Genomic DNA, 19405 nt, shown 5'->3' on the forward strand with positions numbered 1-19405 from the left:
TCAACGGAGAGAAAAGGGACCCCGAATGTATGAATTCGCCATTGCCTGGGAATGGCTGGCCTTCGCCGTCCGCTGGCTGCATGTCGTCACCGCCATCGCCTGGATCGGCTCGTCCTTCTATTTCATCGCGCTCGATCTCGGTCTCGTAAAACGCGATCATCTGCCTCCGGGCGCCTATGGCGAGGAGTGGCAGGTCCATGGCGGGGGGTTCTATCACATCCAGAAATATCTGGTGGCGCCGGCCGCCATGCCGGAGCACCTCACCTGGTTCAAGTGGGAGTCTTACGCGACCTGGCTCTCGGGCTTCGCCATGCTCTGCATCGTCTATTACGGCGGCGCCGACCTCTTCCTCATAGACCGGCATGTCCTGGACATTTCGGCCACCACCGCGATCCTGATCTCGCTGGCCTCGCTCGGTCTCGGCTGGGTCTTCTATGACCTTCTCTGCAAATCGCCGATCGGGAAGAGCACCTGGGGACTGATGGCGCTGCTCTATCTGGTCCTGGTCGCCATGGCCTGGGGCTATACCCAGGTCTTCACCGGCCGCGCCGCTTTCCTGCATCTCGGCGCCTTCACCGCCACCATCATGTCGGCCAACGTCTTCCTGATCATCATCCCCAACCAGAAGATCGTGGTCGCCGACCTGATCGCCGGCCGCATGCCGGATCCACGGCTCGGCGCGCAGGCGAAGCAGCGCTCGCTGCACAACAACTACCTGACGCTCCCCGTCATCTTCTTCATGCTCTCGAACCACTATCCGCTCGCCTTCGCGACGGCCTTCAACTGGATCATCGCGGCGCTCGTCTTCCTGATGGGCGTGACGATCCGTCATTGGTTCAACACCACGCATGCGCGCAAGGGCAAGCCGACCTGGACCTGGCTCGTCACCACACTCCTGTTCATCCTGATCATGTGGCTCTCGACGGCGCCGAAAATACTGACGGGAGAAGAGCGAGCCGAGACGGCACCGGCCTTCAGGCGCTTTGCGGAAAACGCGCATTTCCCCGCAGTCCGGGAAACGATCTCGACCCGCTGCAGCATGTGCCACGCGGCCGATCCGGTCTATGAAGGAATCGTTCGGGCTCCCAACGGCGTCATGCTCGAAAGCGACGCCGAAATTGCTGCCCGTGCGCGGGAAATCTATATCCAGGCGGGACGCAGCCATGCCATGCCGCCCGGCAACATAAGCGACATGACGGTGGAAGAGCGCAGGTTGGTGACGGCCTGGTTCGAAAGCGCCGTCGGGGAGACACGATGACATCCACCCTCATTCGCGGCCGCCTGCTGAGCTTCCATCGCGAACCTCAAGGCATCGAAGACAGTGCTGCCTATGCTTACGAAAGCGACGGCGCCCTTCTCGTCGAGAACGGCGTGATCATGGCATCCGGCGCCTATGCAGCGGTCAAGGCGGCAGCACCCGAGGATGTCCGCGAGCTCGATCACCGCCCGCATCTGATCGTGCCGGGGCTCATAGACACGCATCTGCATTTTCCGCAGATGCAGGTAATGGCTTCTTACGCGGCCGATCTGCTCGAATGGCTGAACACCTACACCTTTCCCGAGGAATGCCGCTTCGTCGAAACGGCGCATGCGGAGCGGATCGCCCGCCATTTCTTCGACGAGATGATCCGCCACGGCACGACGACGGCGACGGCCTACTGTTCGGTGCACAAGACCTCCGCCGACGCCTTCTTCGCCGAGAGCCTGAAGCGCGGCATGTGCATGGTTGCCGGCAAGGTGATGATGGACCGCAATGCGCCTCAGGGCCTGCTCGACACGCCGGAAATGAGTTATGACGAGACCCGCGCCGTCATCGCCGACTGGCATGGCAAGGGCCGCAACCATGTGGCGATCACCCCCCGTTTCGCCATCACCTCGACGCCGGAGCAGATGGAGGTCGCAAAATCGCTCGTCGGCGAGTTTCCCGACCTGCATGTGCAGACGCATCTCTCGGAGAACCGCGACGAAATCGCCTTTACCTCGCAACTCTTTCCGGAGGCGACCGACTATACCGACGTCTACGCCCGCTATGGTCTGCTGGGACCGAAAAGCCTGTTCGGTCATTGCATCCACCTCTCCGAGCGCGAGGCGGATGCGATGAGCGAGACCGGCTCGGTGGCCGTCTTCTGCCCGACCTCCAATCTCTTCCTCGGTTCCGGCCTGTTTCCGCTGCGGGCGCTGAAGCGCCGCCAAAAACCGGTGCGCGTTTCCGTCGCCTCGGACATCGGCGGCGGTACCAGCTACTCGATGCTGAAGACGCTCGACGAGGCCTACAAGATCCTGCAGTTGCAGGGCGAAAGGCTGAACCCCTTCGACAGCTTCTACATGATGACCCGCGGCAATGCCGAGGCACTGTCTCTCGCCAACCGCATCGGCACGCTCGAGCCCGGATCCGATGCGGACCTTACGGTGCTCGACATGGCGGCGACGCCCGCAATGGCGCTCAGGGCCGAAGTGGTCAATTCGCTGGCCGACGAACTCTTTCTGCTGCAGACGATGGGCGACGACCGCGCCGTGGTCGAGACCTACGTCGCCGGAAGGCCTTGCAAATCGGCCCTTCGCGCAGATTGAGCAGCCCTGAAAACAAGAGGTAAGAATTTTTGACCTCTTGTTTTCTGCATCTATTACAAGTCCTCCGAAATCATGGTAAGGGCTCGCCTGTCATTCACTCGATGAGGCCGATCCATGACGCAGATTCTCGAAATACGGGACCTCAAGGCCCTGGCCAGACGGCGCGTGCCGAAGCTTTTCTTCGATTATGCGGACAGCGGCGCATGGACGGAGGGAACCTACCGCGCCAACGAGGAGGATTTCGCCGGGATCAAGCTGCGTCAGCGGGTGCTGGTCGACATGTCCGACCGGTCGCTCGAAACGACGATGATCGGGCAGAAGGTCTCGATGCCGGTCGCGCTCGCGCCCACCGGCCTGACGGGCATGCAGCATGCCGACGGCGAGATGCTGGCGGCCCAGGCGGCCGAGGCTTTCGGCGTCCCGTTCACGCTGTCGACCATGAGCATCTGCTCGATCGAGGACGTTGCCTCGGTGACGACGAAGCCGTTCTGGTTCCAGCTCTATGTCATGCGCGAGCGCGAATTCGTCCTCAATCTGATCGACCGGGCCAAGGCCGCGAAGTGTTCCGCGCTGGTCCTGACGCTCGACCTGCAGATCCTCGGCCAGCGCCACAAGGACCTTCGCAACGGCCTGTCCGCGCCGCCGCGACTGACGCCGAAACACCTCTGGATGATGGCGACGCGGCCCGGCTGGTGCATGAAGATGCTCGGCACCAACCGCCGTACCTTCCGCAACATTCTCGGCCACGCCAAGAGCGTAACCGACCTCTCCTCGCTTCAGGCCTGGACGAACGAGCAGTTCGACCCGCAGCTTTCCTGGAAGGACGTCGAGTGGATCAAGGAGCGCTGGGGCGGTCCGCTGATCCTCAAGGGCATTCTCGATCCGGAAGACGCGAAAATGGCGGCTAAGACCGGCGCCGACGCGATCATTGTCTCGAACCATGGCGGCCGTCAGCTCGACGGCGCGCATTCCTCGATCAGCATGTTGCCGCGCATCGTCGACGCCGTCGGCGGCCAGATCGAGGTACACCTCGACGGCGGCATTCGTTCCGGCCAGGACGTCCTGAAGGCGATCGCGCTCGGTGCGAAAGGCACCTATATCGGCCGCCCGTTCCTCTACGGCCTCGGCGCGCTCGGCAAGGAAGGCGTCACGCTCGCGCTCGACATCATCCGCAAGGAGATGGATACGACCATGGCGCTCTGCGGCAAACGCCGCATCACGGAGGTCGGCCGCGACATCATCGCCGAGTAGCACGCGCAGGAAGCGTGTAGCGGTTTCCGTCGGGAGTGCGTAGCTTCAAAGACTTAGGGCGGAACCGCACGATCAGCAAACGACCGAGGCAAGCATTTCGCTGATCTGAACGAGCTCCCCTGTCGGCTGGGCCAAAGTCCCTCGGGAGGCGCCTGACGTCTCCACCCCTGCCGCAATACGCTCACTTATCGCGTCAAGGCCGCGCCATCGTGATGGAGCAAACGATCGTCAGCGGTGGCTCCCGGCGTGAAACCGCCTAATGCCTTTACATCCGCCCCTCAGGCTGGCGGCGCATCGCGGGACGCTGAAGCCCGCGTGATCGAGAACGAGGTCCGATCGCGAAGGCAACCTATCCTGGAGGATAGATTTCCCCCCTCCGAGAGTTCTTATATTTTCCCCTGCATCACACAACGCGCGAACAACCAAAGCACCGCGACATTGCTCGCGACATTGGGGATATCATGGGCAGTAGGACTGGCAGTGTCGGCCATCACATGCGGATGCCCATCGATCCTGCAATTGTTGGCGGGGTCATATGTGAGCACCGTCAGTCGACGAGCGCGCAGTCATGAGCGCGCCTTACTCCCGCAATTCCCGCGAGAGCGAAGCGAATGCTCCAACCCGGGCGACCGCGGACGGCATGCGGGTTGCCGATCACGCACCTGCAACTGAGATGTCGCGCGTTCTGCGGACAGCCCCTATTCATCTTGCGGCGGATTCCTCCGGCGGTGCAATTGCCCATTGGAATCATGGCCCCTTGCATGACGTCGTCGAGCCCATGACCGACCACGTCATCATGGCTTACAACGGCACGGTGCAGCGCATGGAACGACGGTCAGGAAGATCGGTCGAGAGTGGCACGTTTCGTCGTGGGGTTGTGATAATCATCCCGGCCGGGTCGAGCTCCCGCTGGGATATTCCAAAGCCGGTCGATGTCGTTCAGCTCTATCTCCCTCACACGACACTGACACGCATTGCCGAGGCAGCCGATACTTTCACGCCGACCGATCTTCTGGAGCGAACGGCGCATCCGGACCCCATTACGTCTCGGTTGCTCCTGAGCGCAGCCGATGTCCTGGAAGGCAATAGGGCACTGGATACACTTTTCAGGCAACAGCTAACTGATCTTCTGGCCACACGCCTGCTGGCTGCGCATACCGGCAAGGCGCCGAGCTATCAACCAGCGCTCGGCGGCCTGGCGCCGAATGTGCTGCGCCGGGCCATCGAACGATTGCGGTCCGATGCCGATGCGGACGTCTCCCTCGCAGCCCTCGCAGCTGATTCCGGGCTGTCACGTTTTCATTTCTGTCGCGCGTTCAAGGAAAGCACCGGGCTCTCCCCGCACAACTGGCTGCGTCAATATCGGCTTGAGCAGGCCATAAACATGCTGCGCAATCCAGCAAATTCGGTGGCTTCGATCGCGGCCGCCCTCGGTTACGCCTCGCAAACTGCATTCGCGGCTGCGTTCCGTAAATTGACCGGCGAAACACCGACCGATTGGCGGCGCAGCCACGCTGACGGTTAAGTTCCTCTCGTCTTCGTTTCCGAAACCGTTCGTTATTCTTCGATGCACTCGGCTCGACCGCGTGATTACTATGTCCGCACGCCCCCGTTTTTCCTGCGCGCCCAGTTTCGGCCACTCTTTCGAAAGCTGACCGATAAGGGACCGGGCGATGTGCGTCGGCGCAATCGCTAAACCGCAATTGCGCTTTAACGGCGCCAATCCCTCTGGCGCAGCCGCAGTCCTGCTTCGCTAAACCATCATTGCGCCCAAGCCAAATAATCCTGGCGACACGGGATGGTCTGGGCTCGGACTGCGGGTCGATCGCGTGCGGCGACCTGTAGCGGCCAGCATGGCCGATTTTAGCCACTGCCCCTTCACTTCGATGGGCGGCGTAAAACAAATATGTGCAAAGGATCAATACAATGGCCTCCATTACAACCAGCGACGGCGTTCAGATTTTCTACAAGGATTGGGGACCGAAGTCCGCGCAACCCATCGTCTTTCACCATGGCTGGCCCCTCAGCTCTGACGATTGGGATAATCAAATGCTCTTCTTCCTCGGTAAGGGCTTTCGCGTGATCGCTCACGATCGCCGCGGTCATGGCCGATCGAGCCAGGCGAGCGAGGGCCACGACATGGATCACTACGTCTCCGACGTCGCCGCACTGATCGACCACCTCGATCTTCGTAACGCGGTCCATGTCGGTCACTCGACCGGCGGTGGTGAAGCCGCGCGGTATGTCGCGCGCTATGGCAAGAACCGCGTTGCCAAACTCGTTATGATTGCGGCAGTGCCGCCCCTGATGCTGAAGACCGCCGCCAATCCCGGCGGTTTACCGCTCGAAGTATTCGACGGACTACGCAGCCAACTGGCCGCCAATCGTTCACAGTTCTATCGAGATTTTCCGAGTGGCCCATTCTACGGCTACAACCGCCCGGGTGCCGAGCCTTCGCAGGCGGTCATCGCAAATTGGTGGCGTCAGGGCATGATGGGCGGCGCCAAAGCGCATTACGAAGGTATCAAGGCATTCTCGGAGACGGATTTCACCGAAGACCTGAAGAGCATCTCCGTACCGACATTGGTGTTGCATGGCGATGACGACCAGATCGTTCCGATCGGCACCTCCTCTCTATTGTCGGCGAAGCTGATCAAGGCCGCGACACTGAAGATTTACGAGAAGCTGCCGCATGGGGTGTGCACGACCCATGCAGATATCGTCAACGCCGACATACTGGCCTTCGTCACGGCCTGAGCAACGTCACTTCAACAACCCGCGCTGCGTCAACCGTCTCCCATTCGGAGCGGCAACGGTGGCGCGCAAACCCCAGGACACGGAGTAGACATTATGAGACTTGTGATTGTAGGCGCCGGTTTCGCCGGCATGTACGCTGCACTTTCCGCAGCCCGTCTGCGCGATATCGAAGGCGTCTCGGCCGAAGAGCTTGAAATCGCGCTGGTATCCCCGGAACCGACGCTTGTCATCCGCCCACGGCTTTACGAGCCGAATCCCGAGACCCTGACGGCGCCTTTGCAGAATGTATTTGACGCCGTCGATATCGCCTACGTGCAGGGTAGTGTCGAAGCGGTTGATACGAAGGCCTGCACCGTAGAGGTCGTCAACGCCGCGGGAGAACGAAAGTCCCTTCAGTATCATCGCCTTGTGCTCGCAACCGGCAGCCGGCTGTTCCGCCCGAATATTCCGGGCCTCGCCGAATACGCCTTCAGCATCGACAATGTCGATGACGCCATTGCCCTCGATCGCCATCTCCACGAGCTTGCTAAGCTGCCGGCCTCGGCCGCGCGTGACACCATCGTCGTTGCCGGCGCCGGGTTCACAGGTATCGAGGCGGCGACCGAGATGCCTTCGCGGCTGCGGACCCTATTCGACAAAACCGCCAATCCGCGCGTCATCATCATCGACCGCAGCAGCGCGGTCGCCCCCGACATGGGTGAAGGCCCTCGCCCGATCATTGAGGAAGCGCTGCGCAGCCTCGGCGTGGAGACGCGGCTCAACGCTGGAGTTTCGTCGCTCGACAAGTCCGGCGTGACGCTGAGTACTGGCGAGCATATCGAAACCATGACCGTGATTTGGGCGGCAGGCATGCGGGCCAATCCGATTACCACTAAAATTCCCGGCGAACGTGACAAGTTCGACCGGCTACTGGTCGACGGCTGCTTGCGTGTACCGTCCGTGCCAGGCGTCTTCGCCACCGGGGATGCCGCGCGCGCTGCTTGCGACGACTGCGGCAACTACGCACTGATGTCGTGCCAGCACGCCACACGCATGGGCGCCTTCGCGGGCAACAATGCCGCTGCCGAACTGTTAGGCGTACCGGCACGGCAATACCATCAGAAAGCCTATGTCACCTGCCTTGACCTCGGCGATGCCGGGGCCCTCTTTACCCGGGGTTGGGATCGAAAGGTGGAGATGGTCGGCGAGAAAGCGAAGGCGACAAAGCAGGAGATCAACACCGTCTGGATCTATCCGCCGAAGCCCGAGCGTGCCGCTGCACTGGCTTCTGCCGATCCGGAGCGTGTGACGAACCTCTGATTGCGAGCTGCGCTCTGAGCAAGAGCGCAGCTTTCCACATTCGGCCCTGCTCGTGAGGCACCCCGTCGGTTCATGGATAAGCTTCTGTGGCCGATCGGGGAGCATCTCGTGGATGCGATTCCAGCTTTGCGTGCATCACCGGCATCTCTATCCGTGGCTGCACCTACAACCATCGACATCGCAGGCAGGCCAGGGTTCGCGGCGAGACCTTCACTCCGCTCAAACTGGCCATATTGACGCGTTTGACAGCCCACAATCCCCCGACCGCTTTTTGCAGGTCGCACCGATGCTCACCAAACGGGCCATCCGCAGGGCGCATTTGCCGCGACGGCCTCCGAACATCAGTGACCCGCGTAATTCGGTTAGACTTCCTGTACCAGGGCAAGCGAGATCGCTACAACTGGCTACGATCTTATGAGCCGGTGACCCGGACCGGCCGGGATGATTGATCGTCGATCGGTGAAGGCATGAAGGCAAGGCTTTCAGCCGGTATAGCGAGCGAAAGCCCGTTCGCTCCGCATCGGTCATGAAGGAGGTCGATGATCTCATTCTTGGCAGGAGTTCGGATTGCCACGTTGTCCACGCGGAATTGAAGTTCTATTTCGATGGCGATGGCATCGATTGCTTTCAGGGCAGCGACCGGCGGCGGGCTCTTGTTGATGAGGACACTGGATTGCAGCACAGACCGCATGATTTCCTCGACGACGCGCGGTCTTTGCGTTGCAGCGACGCGCACACGGAGCGTGATCAGGTGGGTCTCGTCGGGGCGGCTGAGATTTGTCATGCCCTGCTTTGCCAAGACGCTGTTCGGTAGCACGACGACATTGTGGGTAGCGGTCAACAGGTTGGTGGAGCGCCAGTTGGTTTCGATGACGCGTCCTTCGGTTCCGTCGGTCAACTCAATCCAGTCCCCTATCGCATAGGCTCTGCCGAGTGTCAGCGCGATGCCGGAGAAGACATCGCTGAGCGTATTTTGTAACGCAAGGCCGAAGATAACGGCGATGACGCCGGAGGTCGTGACCAAGGTGCCGACCGGCATGCCGAAGACGAAGCCTACAACGGAAAGCGCCACACCAAGATAGATGGTGGCAATGGCCATATCCTGGATGAGGTGTGCTTCCCGCGGCCTGCGGTTCAATCTGACGTAGATCTGGATGAAACCGATGACGGCCCAGGCGAGATGGGTCCACCACAGGATTCTGGCCGATTTTGAAAGCAGCGCTTCAATGCCCTGCAAATAGACGCCATCAGGCCGATACGGAGCGATACCCCCAAGGTAAAGCGCCGCGCTCATGGCGCTGAAGAATAGAATCTGGACGATCAGACGGTCCGTCGGTCGGGTGACGCCCTGGATGTGCCAGACGACAATCCCGGCAACTCCCAGAAAGTTGACCAGGACAAGCGGTACGGCGTTGTCATCACCAAACATGGCACAGATCACCGATTGTGGTTGGATCAAAGATCAGGCCGGGCGCCAACAGTGGAGGCCCGGCCTGATGGTCTATTCCTTGATCGGGAAGGTCAGTTCCGTTTCAGCGGTATCGACCACAAAGACGGCGAGCAGCTTTGCCGGCTTGGTCTTGCTGACGTTTTCGCTGATTCCGTGGCGATCGCCTGGCAATTCCGAAAAACTTTCACCCGCGCTATAGACAGTGACGGGACCGTCATTGACCTGACTGCGGATCGCGCCCTCGAGAACGGTAGCGTAAATGAAGGCGGATACTGGATGCGTATGGCCCTCCGAAAAGCCGCCCGGATCGTATTCGACGAGAACGCCCTTCACGCTCTTGCCAGGAACGTTCGGCAATTCATGCTCATAGACGAGCGTAACCTTCGCGCCCTCATCGCCACCTGGCGAATCATGTGCGAGCGCCGCACCTGAGAGAAGAGCCGCCAAGGCGACGGCAAAATGCAATGTCTTGATCATGTCTTCCATCCTTTCGTGACTGGGGCACCGGGCTGCTCAATAGACCGCCAGTGCGCCGATCGTTACTTGCTGCGCGTCGTCGCAAACCACTCATCGAAACCGATGCGGCCGACGCGAGGGTGCTTGTCGGAGACGAGTGAACCCTCTTCCAGCTTTGCCCCAAAATACCGGGCATCCGGATCTGCGATGACGGTGCGGGAATCTCCGATCGCCTTGAGATAGCGCGCGGCAAAATCGCAAAGACGAGCGTGCTCGGGCCCGCAGATTTCGATGATGCCGTTCGCCGGCGCGGCAACGGCCGCCTCCGTCACGAAATCGGCGACGTCTTCGGACGCTATCGGCTGCAACGAACCCGTCGACAGGCGAGCAGTGCCGTTGACCGTGCCCGCCTCGGCGATACCGCCGAGAAACTCCATGAACTGTGTGGACCGCACGATCGTATAGGGTATGCCGGCTGCCCGAATGATCTTTTCCTGAGCAATCTTGGCTCGAAGATAGCCACTTTCCGGCAACCGATCTGCGCCGACGATGGAGAGCGCGACATGGTGCTTTACGCCGGCTGCCAATTCCGCCGCCATCAGGTTCTTGCCCGCTTTCTGAAAGAATTCGAGCACGGCGTTGTCCTCGAAGGATGGGGAGTTCGCGAGGTCGATAACCACCTCTGTATGCTTCAGTGCCTCCGCCAAGCCCTCGCCGGTCAGGGTATTGACGCCGGTTTTCGGGGCAGCGGCAATGACCTCATGCCCTTTCTTGCGCAGGCGCTCTGCAGTCTTCGAACCGATCAGGCCGGTTCCGCCGATGATAACGATTTTCATAAGAGGCTCCATTTGCGAGCGCCTATACGGTGCGCGTCGTTCGACAGGGGAATTTGAGAAAGCCCGATGCGTCAGGGATTTGAAGGCCGCGCTGAACACGGCCTTCAAAGTTGCACGTCTGGTTCGACCTCAATTCCACAAGCGGTCAGTAGTCCCAGAAGACCGGCACCCAACGAAAGGCCTCGCCATCGACCGCGACATGGCCAACGGAAGGAAACGGCATATGTGTTGCCACCAGCAGTTCGCCGGTGGCCGCCAGCTCCTGCAAAAGCCGGACGCGAACGCGAGCCGCCTCCTCGGGGTCGTGTTCGAAACCGTTGTGCCAGTCGGGGTGGTCGAATCCGACCGCGAACACGGCGTCGCCGGCAAACATGAGACGGTCCTTGCCCGATGCCACGCGGACCACGCTGTGTCCGGGGGTATGCCCGCCGGTGCGAGACACGACCACGCCCGGCGCCACCTCATGCTCATCCTCGAACAGCCGCAGGTGACTCTGATAATCTTTGACGAACCGCTTGGCGGCCGCCCGAAGCGCGTCCGGGAACCCCTCCGGCATCACCGCGTGTGTGAAATCGGGCGACTCCCAGAACTTAACCTCGGCAGCGGCAACGTGGATCCGCAGATCCGGATTCAGCTGCTCCTTCACCCCGTCGACCAGCAGTCCGCCAACATGATCCATGTGCATGTGGGTCAGTACCACGTCGGTTACGGATGCGAGGTCGATGCCGGCGGCCGCCAGCCGCTTCATCAACTGCCCAGCACGCGGCAAGTTCAAATCGGGGTCGAGTCCCAGGCCAGCATCGATGAGAATGGTCTGCTCGCCGCTACGGACCACGACGACGTTCAGCGCCCAGTCGAACGCGTCCTGCGGCAGAAACATGTCGCCCAACCAGGCGGCACGGGCGGCCGGCTCGGCGTTATGGCCCAGCATCGCGGTTGGAAGAGGTAGCACACCATCGCTGATCACCAGGACTTCAATCTCGCCGATTTGTACGGCGTAGCGTGACGGCACCAGTTCCTCGGATGCGGACCTACCGATATGTGAGGCGCTCTCCAGTTTCACGCTTGCCTCCTGAGTATTGCTGCTCATCTGGTTCATCTTTGAACGCTCCTCTGTTCTATGTCGTGGATGGCTTCCGCCTCGTGGGTGGGAAGCGGAGTGAAAGTCGATCGCGACACACTCAATGCCGGCGTGTCCTCTTTGATCTATCGAAAGCGAGCTACGGCTGCGCCAGAACGATTGCTGCCGCTGTAGAGCTATTGCTGCTGTCGCATCCGCATGCGGCGATCGCCCGGTGTCGCGCTCGGTCGAATTCCTGTGCGCGATAAATGTCCGGCGATGATCATTGGGATCGTCATTCGCGTAGCGCTCGGCTGCTTTGCCGGCACATGACAAGGCATCACTCGTCTGGCGACCTGGTGCCTGGGCCTTTCCCATAGCCTTCGTGATCAACGTCGCGGAGCTCGTTGAGGCTCGGCGCTATTTCCCAAGGAGCGCCCAACCATGGATTTCCGCAAGTTGCGGCCGCACGGCTGCCAGACTAGGGTGCGCGCAACCGCCAGCACCAAACTCGAAGCTGACTCGCCCTGACGCTGGTGATCTTATGTTTCATTTGTTTGTCGGAGCAGCCGATGATGCTCATCTGGCCGTATCGTCCCCACCCCCGGCATCTGGGTCTCTTTGTCGTAGCCTACGTCCTGGGCTGCGGCTTTGCGCACGCCCTGGCAATCGTCCCTGGAACCGGGATCTCCTTTTGGGCTCCTAGCGGGCTCTTCATTGCCACGCTCGCTCTTGTCCAACGGCAGAGCTGGCCGTGGTGGCTTCTAGCGGGATGTTTCGCCGAGATGCTAAGCAATGTCCTGTGGTTCCACAGCCCGTTCCCTGCCGCCACGCTGATATATGTCGGCAATGCCCTGGAGGCAGTCATCGGTGCCTCGCTGGTCAATTGGGCCTTAAAGAAATCGATGCGGTTGGAAACCTTGCGGGAGGTTCTCGCTTTCATCGTGCTGGGTGCTGGAATTGCACCGGTGGTGAGCGCCACCGTCGGAAGTGCGACACTCGCCTGGTTCGGCATATTGTCGCAAACCTTCACCGGCGCTTGGCCGCTCTGGTGGATTGGAGACGCCACCGGCGTCTTGATCGTTGCACCGCTGACATTCATCGTAATCCAGAACCGGCGCGACAAGACCGAGCTTTCGGCCGCGCGTTTGGCGGAAGCCTGCGTTCTTGCGCTGATTTTTCTTGGAGTCGCCGCCCTCTCGCTCGGTGGCTACTTACCCTTTGCATACATCATCATGCCGCCGCTTCTTTGGGCCGCGGTGCGCTTCGAACTCGAGGGTGCGGTCGTCGCCCTGGTCCTCCTCACACTGATCACGGCGATATTCACGATATCCGGAACCAGTCCGTTTGCCGGCGACGACGAGACCCAGCGCCACAAGCAGTTCATGCTACAGCTTTTCTTGGCAGTTTCGGCCGTTTCAGCGCTTATCGTCGCCGCCATATCCCGCCAGCATCAACTGGCATTGTCGAATCTGCAACAAAGCGTGGCTGCTTTGCGGGAGAGAGAGCGGGAACTCTCTCAGATCGTGAACATGGTCCCAGTTCATATCCGGCGGCTGACCCCCGAAGGCGAGCCAACGTTCTTCAATAAGCGTCTTACCGATTTTTTCGGCCTTGACCTGCAACAGTTGCAAAAGCCGAATGCAAGCGGGCTGGTGACGGCCGTGCAAACCCTCGTCCATCCCGATGATGCCGATAGGTTGCTGCAAGCCGTTCGCCGGTCCATGGCTACGGGCGAACCGTACTCCATAAAATATCGCATGCGGCGCGCGGACGGCGCCTATCGGTGGGTCGATGGCAGGGCCGAACCTTTGCGGGATGAAAGCGGAACCGTCTTGCAATGGTTTGCAATCTCTATCGACATCGATGATGAGGTCCGAATGCAAGAGGCGCTCAAGCAGAGCGAGCGTCGCTACCGCGAACTCTTCCACTATATGCCCATCGGTCTTGCCCAGATAGATGCAGGCAAGCTTATCCCGATGTTCAAGGAATTGCGGGCACAGGGCGTCGTCAGTCTCGAAACTTACATCGACGAGAACCCCGAATTCCTCAGCCACGCGCTGGAAGCGCTGGAGGTCGAAGAGGCCAACCAGCATGTCGTCGACATGTTCCGCGCAAAAAGCGCGGAAGAAATGGGCGGCTCGATCACTCGCTACTGGCAGCCGTCCCTTGCCACCATCCGCCGCTCCATCGAAGCACGCTATCGCGGCGAAGAGGTCTTCCAGGAAGAAACCAGAGTGGCGCGAATGGACGGCAGCGTCATGGACGTCGTTTTCGCCACCGCTCGGCCCGGCGCCATTGCCGACAAGAGCCTCGTCGGCTTTATCGACATCACAGAGCGCAAGAGGGCCGAAGAGGCTCTGCGCACGCGCGAGCGGGAATTCTCGCTGCTTGTGAACATGGTTCCCAGCTATCTCTGGCGGTTGACGCCCGACGGTGTCCCGAACTTTCTAAACCAGCGACTGATCGACTTTCTGGGCCCGGACGTCGTTAACGCGAATGTTGAAGGCGTTCATCCTCTGGCTGCCATCATTGGGGCTGTCGTGCATCCAGACGACGAAACGCGCATGAGAAAGGCGCTGTTTCACAGCGTTGCGACCGGCGAACGATTCTCCATGAAGTATCGACTGCGACGCGCCGATGGCGTCTATCGTTGGGTGGAGGGGAGCGCTGAGCCGATGCGCGATGAGGAGGGACGTATCCTCCAGTGGTACGGCCTCTCGCACGATATAGACGATATTATGCAGGTAGAAGAAGCGCTGCGGAACAGCAAGCAGCAGCTGGAGCAGATGATCGAGGCCATGCCCTTCAGCACCTTGAGCTTCGCGCCAACGGGCGAACTGACCTATGTCAGCAAGCGATATCAGGATCAGGCTGGCGCGCCGGGGGCGCAGATCAAGGACTTCGATGCACTGGCCCGGGAAGTGGCTCACCCCGATGACTTTCCAACAATGTTTGCACGCGCAAGGAACGGCTTTGCGACCGGCCAACCCTTCGTCAATCGGTTTCGTCGGCGCCTGAAGGACGGCAACTATCGCTGGATTGAGGCGCGCGCTCAGCCTTTGCGCAATGCGCACGGCGCAATCGTACAGTGGTACTTTGCTTCAATCGACATCGAAGAGGAGATGCGCGCACAGGAGGCATTGCGCGAGAGGGAACGTTTCCTCTGGCAACTGGTGGAAACCCTGCCGGCCATGATCGATTGCGCTGCGCCAAACGGCGAGCCGGTCTATCGAAACCAGCAACTCCGTGATTTCCTTGGTTACGAGCTTGAAGAACTCGACGGAAGGGCGAAATCCCGACTGGATGCAACGTTCGATGCCGGCGTTCATCCGGATGACCTTGCGGGCGTCAAGGAGCAGTATGCGCTTTCGTTGGAAAGCGGAGAACCTTATCGCAGAAAACATCGTCTGCGGCGTTTCGATGGCGAATATCGCTGGATCGAGATGCGCGCGGCGCCGATGCGCGACGATAAAGGCGCCATCGTGCAATGGAATGTTATTTGTCTGGATGTCGAGCGAGAGGTTCGGATGCAGGAAGAATTGCGACTGGCACAAGAACGGCTTGCGCGCGCCGGCCAGGCAGCGAGCCTTGCCGAGCTGTCGGCTTCCATCGCACATGAAGTAAACCAACCCTTGGCGGCGATCGTCGCCAATTCGCACGCATGCTACCGATGGCTTTCGGCAGACCCCGTCAACATCGAACGCGCCAAGATCACGACCGAACGTGTGATCCGCGACGCCAAGTCAGCGGCGGACGTCGTCAGCCGGATTCGAGCCCTCTTCAAGCAGTCGGTGGAGAATAGAAGCATTCTGGTTCTTTCGGACGTTATCTCGGAAGCGTCTAGTCTGGTCGCCGCCGAAGCCTTGCGCCGTCGCATCCGGCTCAACATCGACGTGGAACCCAACCTTTCGCCGGTTACAGTCGACCGGATCCAGGTACAGCAGGTGCTCGTCAATCTCATTCGCAACGGCATGGAAGCAATGGATCCCATTGAGGACAACAAAACTGTTTATGTGCGCATGCATGAAATGGACGACGAGGTGCGGATCGAAATAGGCGACAACGGAAACGGGATCGCGTTTCCCGAGCGCATTTTCGAGCCATTCTTCACGACGAAGGAAAATGGAATGGGCATGGGTCTCGCCATCAGTCGCTCGATCGTCGAAGCACACGGCGGACGTCTATGGACGGAAAAAAACGAGCCGCGCGGCGCAAGGTTCGTTTTCACCTTACCAGTTGTAGCGAAGGGGGCGACATGACGAGGGAGTATGTGCTTTCCTTGTCTACGACGCGGCAGCATCAATGGGCGCTCGGCGAGCTCCTGGAGCGTACGATGCGGAAGGCATTCTAAACATGCACAAAACAAGACCGATGATCGCGGTTGTCGACGACGATCCAAGGCTGCTTGACTCACTGGAGGAGCTTCTGGAATCCGCTGGATATACCGCCCGTTGCTTTGATTCGGCGAGCGGCCTGCTCGATCACGGACTTTCGAGTCTGGACCTGCTCATAACCGACATCGGGATGCCCCGCATGAATGGCTTCGAACTTCGTGACCGGGTGAAGAGTGCCTATCCGGAGTTGCCGGTATTCCTGACTACAGGTCGCCACGAAATCGCTGACCAGGATCGCGTCCAGGGCGTTAACGGCTTTTTCCGTAAGCCCTTCGACGCTCCTGACCTGCTGGTCGCTGTCAGCAAGGCGTTGCAAAAATCGAGAGATAGAGGGTGACATGAGACTTGGCCAGTCGGCTGGAACATCAGCCCTCCTGTTGCCACAAGGCAAAGAAAGTTCAGCCGAATCAACTGTCGTCGTCGTCGATGACGATGCAGCCGTGCGAGAGGGTTTGTCCGAGTTGATCCTCTCGGCGGGCTTTCAGCCCGCCAGTTTCGCCTCGACTCAGGAACTGCTGAACGCCGTCGACATATTGGATGGCCCGGGCTGCCTGATTCTCGACGTCCACATGCCAGGAGAAAGCGGGCTCGATCTCCAGCACCACCTGGCCGAGCGCGGCATTGCCAAGCCCATCATTTTCCTCACCGGTCGCGGCGACATTCCGACTACGGTTCGAGCGATGAAGGATGGCGCAGTGGATTTCCTCACCAAGCCCGTGTCGGACCGGACGTTGCTCGATGCGGTCATAGCCGCTATCGCGTTGGATCAGAGCCAGCGAGCGGTAGCGGTCGTGGTCAAGCGCAATGTTGAACGTTTGAACACACTGACGCGACGCGAGCGGGAAGTCCTACGCGAGGTGGTGACGCGCGGACGCCTCAACAAGCAAATTGCTTTCGACCTTGGCATCAGCGAGGCCACGGTCAAGCTGCATCGTGCCAACGTAATGCGTAAGATGGAGGTCCGTTCCATTGCCGAACTGATCAGGGTATGGGAAACCTTGCCCCCGACGGTGCGCGAGAGGGCGGAAGCAGGGGCTTGACCACCCGACACCGCTGCTCAGATGACGGCGATGGCTTTTGCCTCCCGGGCGATAAAATCGCAGACTAGTTTTACCCGCGACGGCACCGTGCCTCCAAAGGCGTGCAGGGCACTAAACGGAGCGCTGGGGAACGAAAAACCTGTCGCGAGTGCAACAAGCCTGCCTCCTTCCAGGTCTTTCGCTACGAGACACCGCAAAAGATAGGCCGCTCCGAGCCCACTAAGCGCAGCCTGAATGAGTGCGGTTCCTGAGTCGCAATCGACGCGCCCCGAGGGTATGAAGCTCGTCCCATCCGGCAGACGCATTGGCTGAGTGATACCGCCCAGAACATAGCGGGCGAAGGGCAGAGCTGCCAGCGCTTCGGCGCTCGCAGGATTTCCCCAGGTTTCAAGGAAGGTCGGAGACCCGACAATCGTCATCGGCAGGTCAGCCAGGTGACGAACCATATAATCCCCCGGAGCGGAATTCCCGACGCGCAACGCAACATCGTAGTCCTCCCTGATCAGATCGACAAACCGGTCTGTCAGGCCGACTTCGATATGCAGGTTCGGATAGTCGGCTGCGAAACTTCCGAAGAGACGAGGCAGCAGTAGAGGGGCCATTTCGTTCGGCATGCTGATGCGCAAGCGGCCGGAGGGTCCGATGTCTGATCTGATCGCCTCTTCACTTGCCCCCAAATCCCGCAACAGCGGCGCAACGCGCTCGAACAACAACTGACCATCCTGGGTAAGCATCAGGGCGCGCGTGGAGCGCAGGAAGAGCCGGGTACCGATTTTCTTTTCCAGGCGTGCAACCCCTTTCGACACCGCCGACGGTGTTGTTCGCAGGTCGCGGGCCGCAGCGCTGAACGATCCGGCCTCTACCGTCCGCACAAAAGCCATCAGCCCGGAAATTTCGTTGAGAAGGTTCGGCAATTGCGCCTCCGCGGCACATTTCATGTGCCCGCCCATGATCTAATTATCTCGGGCGGCACCGTTTATCTGGTTTCTCGTCGAAAGGAGATAAACAATGCACCACCTCAAAGACAAGGTCGCCGTGATCACCGGCGGTAACAGCGGGATCGGCAAGGCAACTGCTCAGCTGTTCGCGAAAGAAGGGGCGAAGGTCATCATTACCGGACGGCGCCAGGATGTTGTAGATCGGGCCGTACAGGAAATCGGTCCGTCGGCCATCGGCTTCGTGGGCGACGCGGCCGACCGTGCCGATCATCGCAGGCTGGCGGACACCGTGAAGAGCCGCTTCGGCGGACTGGACATCTACATGGCCAATGCTGCGGTCATCAATCTCACTCCCTCCGTGGACGTAACTCCGGAAGACTATGACCGGCATTTCGCAATCAATACGCGCGGCGTATTTTTCGGCGTGCAGACGATGGCCCCTTTGATTCGCGACGGCGGAAGCATCATCGTCACAAGCTCGCTCGCGGCCACGAAAATTCTTCCGGATCACACCGTCTATGCCGGTTCAAAGGCAGCAACCGCCGCCTTTGCTAAGAACTGGGCGCTCGAATTCAGGTCGCGCAGGATTCGCGTAAACATCCTGAGCCCGGGACCGGTCGAAACCGAAATCCTCGCCAAACTGGGCGTATCGGAGGCCGAGCGGCCGGCTTTCGAAGAAAGCATGGCTTCCTTGATCCCCGCCGGCCGGCTTGGTCGACCGGAGGAGTTGGCGCGCGCCGCTCTTTTCCTAGCCTCCGATGCGGGAAGCTTTGTCAATGGGGTCGAGCTTCATGTCGATGGCGGCATGGCCCTGACTTGAGATGCGGCCCACGAGGGGTTGGCCACTCCATCGGCCAGCCGCATTTCTCGTAGTGCTGTGCCACTCAGCAGCCATCGTGGGCTGCTTTGCGGCTTGCAAAGGCATGGGCGTCGTAGTCTTCATCCGTCATGTCCTGCCGGCGACCTTTCCGCCGACGCGTTATCAACTGCCGCGATAGGTGGAATAGCCGTAAGGCGAGAGCAGCAGCGGCACGTGGTAATGGCTGTCGGCATCTGCAATGCCGAAGCGAAGGGGAACGAGCTCGAGAAAGGCGGGATCCGGAAGCGTCACGCCGGTTGACCTTAAATAGTCACCGGCATGGAAGACCAGTTCGTAGGTCCCGGTCGCAAATCCGTCCCCTTTCATGAGCGGCTCGTCGACGCGGCCGTCACTATTGGTATGGACCGTACGGATCAGGTGCCGCGCATCGCCTTCGAGCCGGTAGAGATCGATCTTCAGCCCGTGGGCGGGTCTGCCGAGCGCGGTGTCGAGAACATGGGTCGTCAGGCGGCCTGACTTGCTCATCACGT

General features: G+C 60.2%; 16 protein-coding genes. 10 read left to right on the forward strand and 6 right to left on the reverse strand.

The features are described from left to right. Window positions 1–25: 25 nt before the first annotated feature. The 6 genes from ACTJKL_RS11420 to ACTJKL_RS11445 all read left to right on the forward strand — a co-directional run bounded on the left by ACTJKL_RS11420 (window position 26) and on the right by ACTJKL_RS11445 (window position 7878). Window positions 26–1258 carry a urate hydroxylase PuuD gene (locus ACTJKL_RS11420; protein WP_275600150.1) on the forward strand — a complete coding sequence of 411 codons (1233 nt, stop codon included), beginning with the start codon at window positions 26–28 and terminating at the stop codon, window positions 1256–1258. Next, on the forward strand, window positions 1255–2571 hold the full coding sequence (gene guaD / locus ACTJKL_RS11425) for a guanine deaminase (protein WP_275599262.1): 1317 nt from the start codon (window positions 1255–1257) through the stop codon (window positions 2569–2571). Before ACTJKL_RS11420 ends, guaD begins: the two co-directional genes overlap by 4 nt. A 114-nt stretch (window positions 2572–2685) precedes the next feature. Further along, window positions 2686–3822 (forward strand): alpha-hydroxy acid oxidase, encoded by a 1137-nt coding sequence (locus ACTJKL_RS11430; RefSeq protein WP_275599263.1) that lies wholly within the window; start codon window positions 2686–2688, stop codon window positions 3820–3822. A gap of 568 nt (window positions 3823–4390) precedes the next feature. Continuing rightward, the gene (locus ACTJKL_RS11435) at window positions 4391–5347 is read left to right on the forward strand and encodes a helix-turn-helix domain-containing protein (RefSeq protein ID WP_275599264.1); all 957 of its coding nucleotides are present in this window, start codon (window positions 4391–4393) and stop codon (window positions 5345–5347) included. A 401-nt stretch (window positions 5348–5748) separates the two neighbouring features. Continuing rightward, a complete protein-coding gene (locus ACTJKL_RS11440; RefSeq protein WP_275599265.1) occupies window positions 5749–6579 on the forward strand; it encodes an alpha/beta fold hydrolase in 831 nt (276 codons plus the stop codon). Window positions 6580–6672: 93 nt separating this feature from the next. Further along, window positions 6673–7878 (forward strand): NAD(P)/FAD-dependent oxidoreductase, encoded by a 1206-nt coding sequence (locus tag ACTJKL_RS11445; RefSeq protein WP_275599266.1) that lies wholly within the window; start codon window positions 6673–6675, stop codon window positions 7876–7878. A 412-nt stretch (window positions 7879–8290) separates the two neighbouring features. On the opposite strand, the gene ACTJKL_RS11450 is transcribed toward ACTJKL_RS11445, so the two are convergent. From ACTJKL_RS11450 to ACTJKL_RS11465, 4 genes are all read right to left on the reverse strand, one after another. Then, window positions 8291–9307: a mechanosensitive ion channel family protein gene (locus tag ACTJKL_RS11450; RefSeq protein ID WP_100670096.1), complete on the reverse strand. Its 1017-nt coding sequence runs from the start codon at window positions 9305–9307 to the stop codon at window positions 8291–8293. 72 nt (window positions 9308–9379) lie between these two features. Further along, the gene (locus tag ACTJKL_RS11455) at window positions 9380–9805 is read right to left on the reverse strand and encodes a cupin domain-containing protein (RefSeq protein ID WP_100670095.1); all 426 of its coding nucleotides are present in this window, start codon (window positions 9803–9805) and stop codon (window positions 9380–9382) included. Between the two features lie 62 nt (window positions 9806–9867). Next, complete coding sequence (locus ACTJKL_RS11460) at window positions 9868–10620, reverse strand: SDR family oxidoreductase (protein ID WP_100670094.1); 753 nt, start codon at window positions 10618–10620, stop codon at window positions 9868–9870. Between the two features lie 145 nt (window positions 10621–10765). Then, entirely contained in the window at window positions 10766–11719 is a 954-nt protein-coding gene (locus tag ACTJKL_RS11465; RefSeq protein WP_100670093.1) for an MBL fold metallo-hydrolase, read from the reverse strand. A 533-nt stretch (window positions 11720–12252) separates the two neighbouring features. Here ACTJKL_RS11465 and ACTJKL_RS11470 point away from each other — a divergent pair. From ACTJKL_RS11470 to ACTJKL_RS11480, 3 genes are all read left to right on the forward strand, one after another. Further along, complete coding sequence (locus tag ACTJKL_RS11470; RefSeq protein WP_275599268.1) at window positions 12253–15942, forward strand: MASE1 domain-containing protein; 3690 nt, start codon at window positions 12253–12255, stop codon at window positions 15940–15942. A gap of 94 nt (window positions 15943–16036) precedes the next feature. Further along, a complete protein-coding gene (locus tag ACTJKL_RS11475) occupies window positions 16037–16414 on the forward strand; it encodes a response regulator (RefSeq protein ID WP_100670091.1) in 378 nt (125 codons plus the stop codon). 1 nt (window position 16415) lies between these two features. After that, entirely contained in the window at window positions 16416–17117 is a 702-nt protein-coding gene (locus tag ACTJKL_RS11480; protein ID WP_100670090.1) for a response regulator transcription factor, read from the forward strand. A 17-nt stretch (window positions 17118–17134) separates the two neighbouring features. Here ACTJKL_RS11480 and ACTJKL_RS11485 read toward each other — a convergent pair whose 3' ends face one another. Next, entirely contained in the window at window positions 17135–18067 is a 933-nt protein-coding gene (locus tag ACTJKL_RS11485) for a LysR family transcriptional regulator (RefSeq protein WP_275599269.1), read from the reverse strand. Between the two features lie 58 nt (window positions 18068–18125). On the opposite strand from ACTJKL_RS11485, the gene ACTJKL_RS11490 reads away from it, so the two are divergent. Continuing rightward, window positions 18126–18875 carry an SDR family NAD(P)-dependent oxidoreductase gene (locus ACTJKL_RS11490; protein ID WP_275599270.1) on the forward strand — a complete coding sequence of 250 codons (750 nt, stop codon included), beginning with the start codon at window positions 18126–18128 and terminating at the stop codon, window positions 18873–18875. 162 nt (window positions 18876–19037) lie between these two features. On the opposite strand, the gene uraH is transcribed toward ACTJKL_RS11490, so the two are convergent. After that, on the reverse strand, window positions 19038–19400 hold the full coding sequence (gene uraH, locus ACTJKL_RS11495; RefSeq protein WP_100670088.1) for a hydroxyisourate hydrolase: 363 nt from the start codon (window positions 19398–19400) through the stop codon (window positions 19038–19040). Between the last annotated feature and the right edge of the window lie 5 nt (window positions 19401–19405).

This window comes from Sinorhizobium sp. 22678, assembly GCF_052044265.1.
GTDB classification, from domain to species: Bacteria; Pseudomonadota; Alphaproteobacteria; order Rhizobiales; family Rhizobiaceae; genus Sinorhizobium; species Sinorhizobium meliloti_A.

Bases quoted from the DNA above. Each gene is read 5' to 3' on its own strand.
- ACTJKL_RS11420 (WP_275600150.1), top strand. From the start codon at position 26: ATGTATGAATTCGCCATTGCCTGGGAATGGCTGGCCTTCGCCGTCCGC.
- guaD (WP_275599262.1), top strand. From the start codon at position 1,255: ATGACATCCACCCTCATTCGCGGCCGCCTGCTGAGCTTCCATCGCGAA.
- ACTJKL_RS11430 (WP_275599263.1), top strand. From the start codon at position 2,686: ATGACGCAGATTCTCGAAATACGGGACCTCAAGGCCCTGGCCAGACGG.
- ACTJKL_RS11435 (WP_275599264.1), top strand. From the start codon at position 4,391: ATGAGCGCGCCTTACTCCCGCAATTCCCGCGAGAGCGAAGCGAATGCT.
- ACTJKL_RS11440 (WP_275599265.1), top strand. From the start codon at position 5,749: ATGGCCTCCATTACAACCAGCGACGGCGTTCAGATTTTCTACAAGGAT.
- ACTJKL_RS11445 (WP_275599266.1), top strand. From the start codon at position 6,673: ATGAGACTTGTGATTGTAGGCGCCGGTTTCGCCGGCATGTACGCTGCA.
- ACTJKL_RS11450 (WP_100670096.1), bottom strand. From the start codon at position 9,307: ATGTTTGGTGATGACAACGCCGTACCGCTTGTCCTGGTCAACTTTCTG.
- ACTJKL_RS11455 (WP_100670095.1), bottom strand. From the start codon at position 9,805: ATGATCAAGACATTGCATTTTGCCGTCGCCTTGGCGGCTCTTCTCTCA.
- ACTJKL_RS11460 (WP_100670094.1), bottom strand. From the start codon at position 10,620: ATGAAAATCGTTATCATCGGCGGAACCGGCCTGATCGGTTCGAAGACT.
- ACTJKL_RS11465 (WP_100670093.1), bottom strand. From the start codon at position 11,719: ATGAACCAGATGAGCAGCAATACTCAGGAGGCAAGCGTGAAACTGGAG.
- ACTJKL_RS11470 (WP_275599268.1), top strand. From the start codon at position 12,253: ATGATGCTCATCTGGCCGTATCGTCCCCACCCCCGGCATCTGGGTCTC.
- ACTJKL_RS11475 (WP_100670091.1), top strand. From the start codon at position 16,037: ATGCACAAAACAAGACCGATGATCGCGGTTGTCGACGACGATCCAAGG.
- ACTJKL_RS11480 (WP_100670090.1), top strand. From the start codon at position 16,416: ATGAGACTTGGCCAGTCGGCTGGAACATCAGCCCTCCTGTTGCCACAA.
- ACTJKL_RS11485 (WP_275599269.1), bottom strand. From the start codon at position 18,067: ATGGGCGGGCACATGAAATGTGCCGCGGAGGCGCAATTGCCGAACCTT.
- ACTJKL_RS11490 (WP_275599270.1), top strand. From the start codon at position 18,126: ATGCACCACCTCAAAGACAAGGTCGCCGTGATCACCGGCGGTAACAGC.
- uraH (WP_100670088.1), bottom strand. From the start codon at position 19,400: ATGAGCAAGTCAGGCCGCCTGACGACCCATGTTCTCGACACCGCGCTC.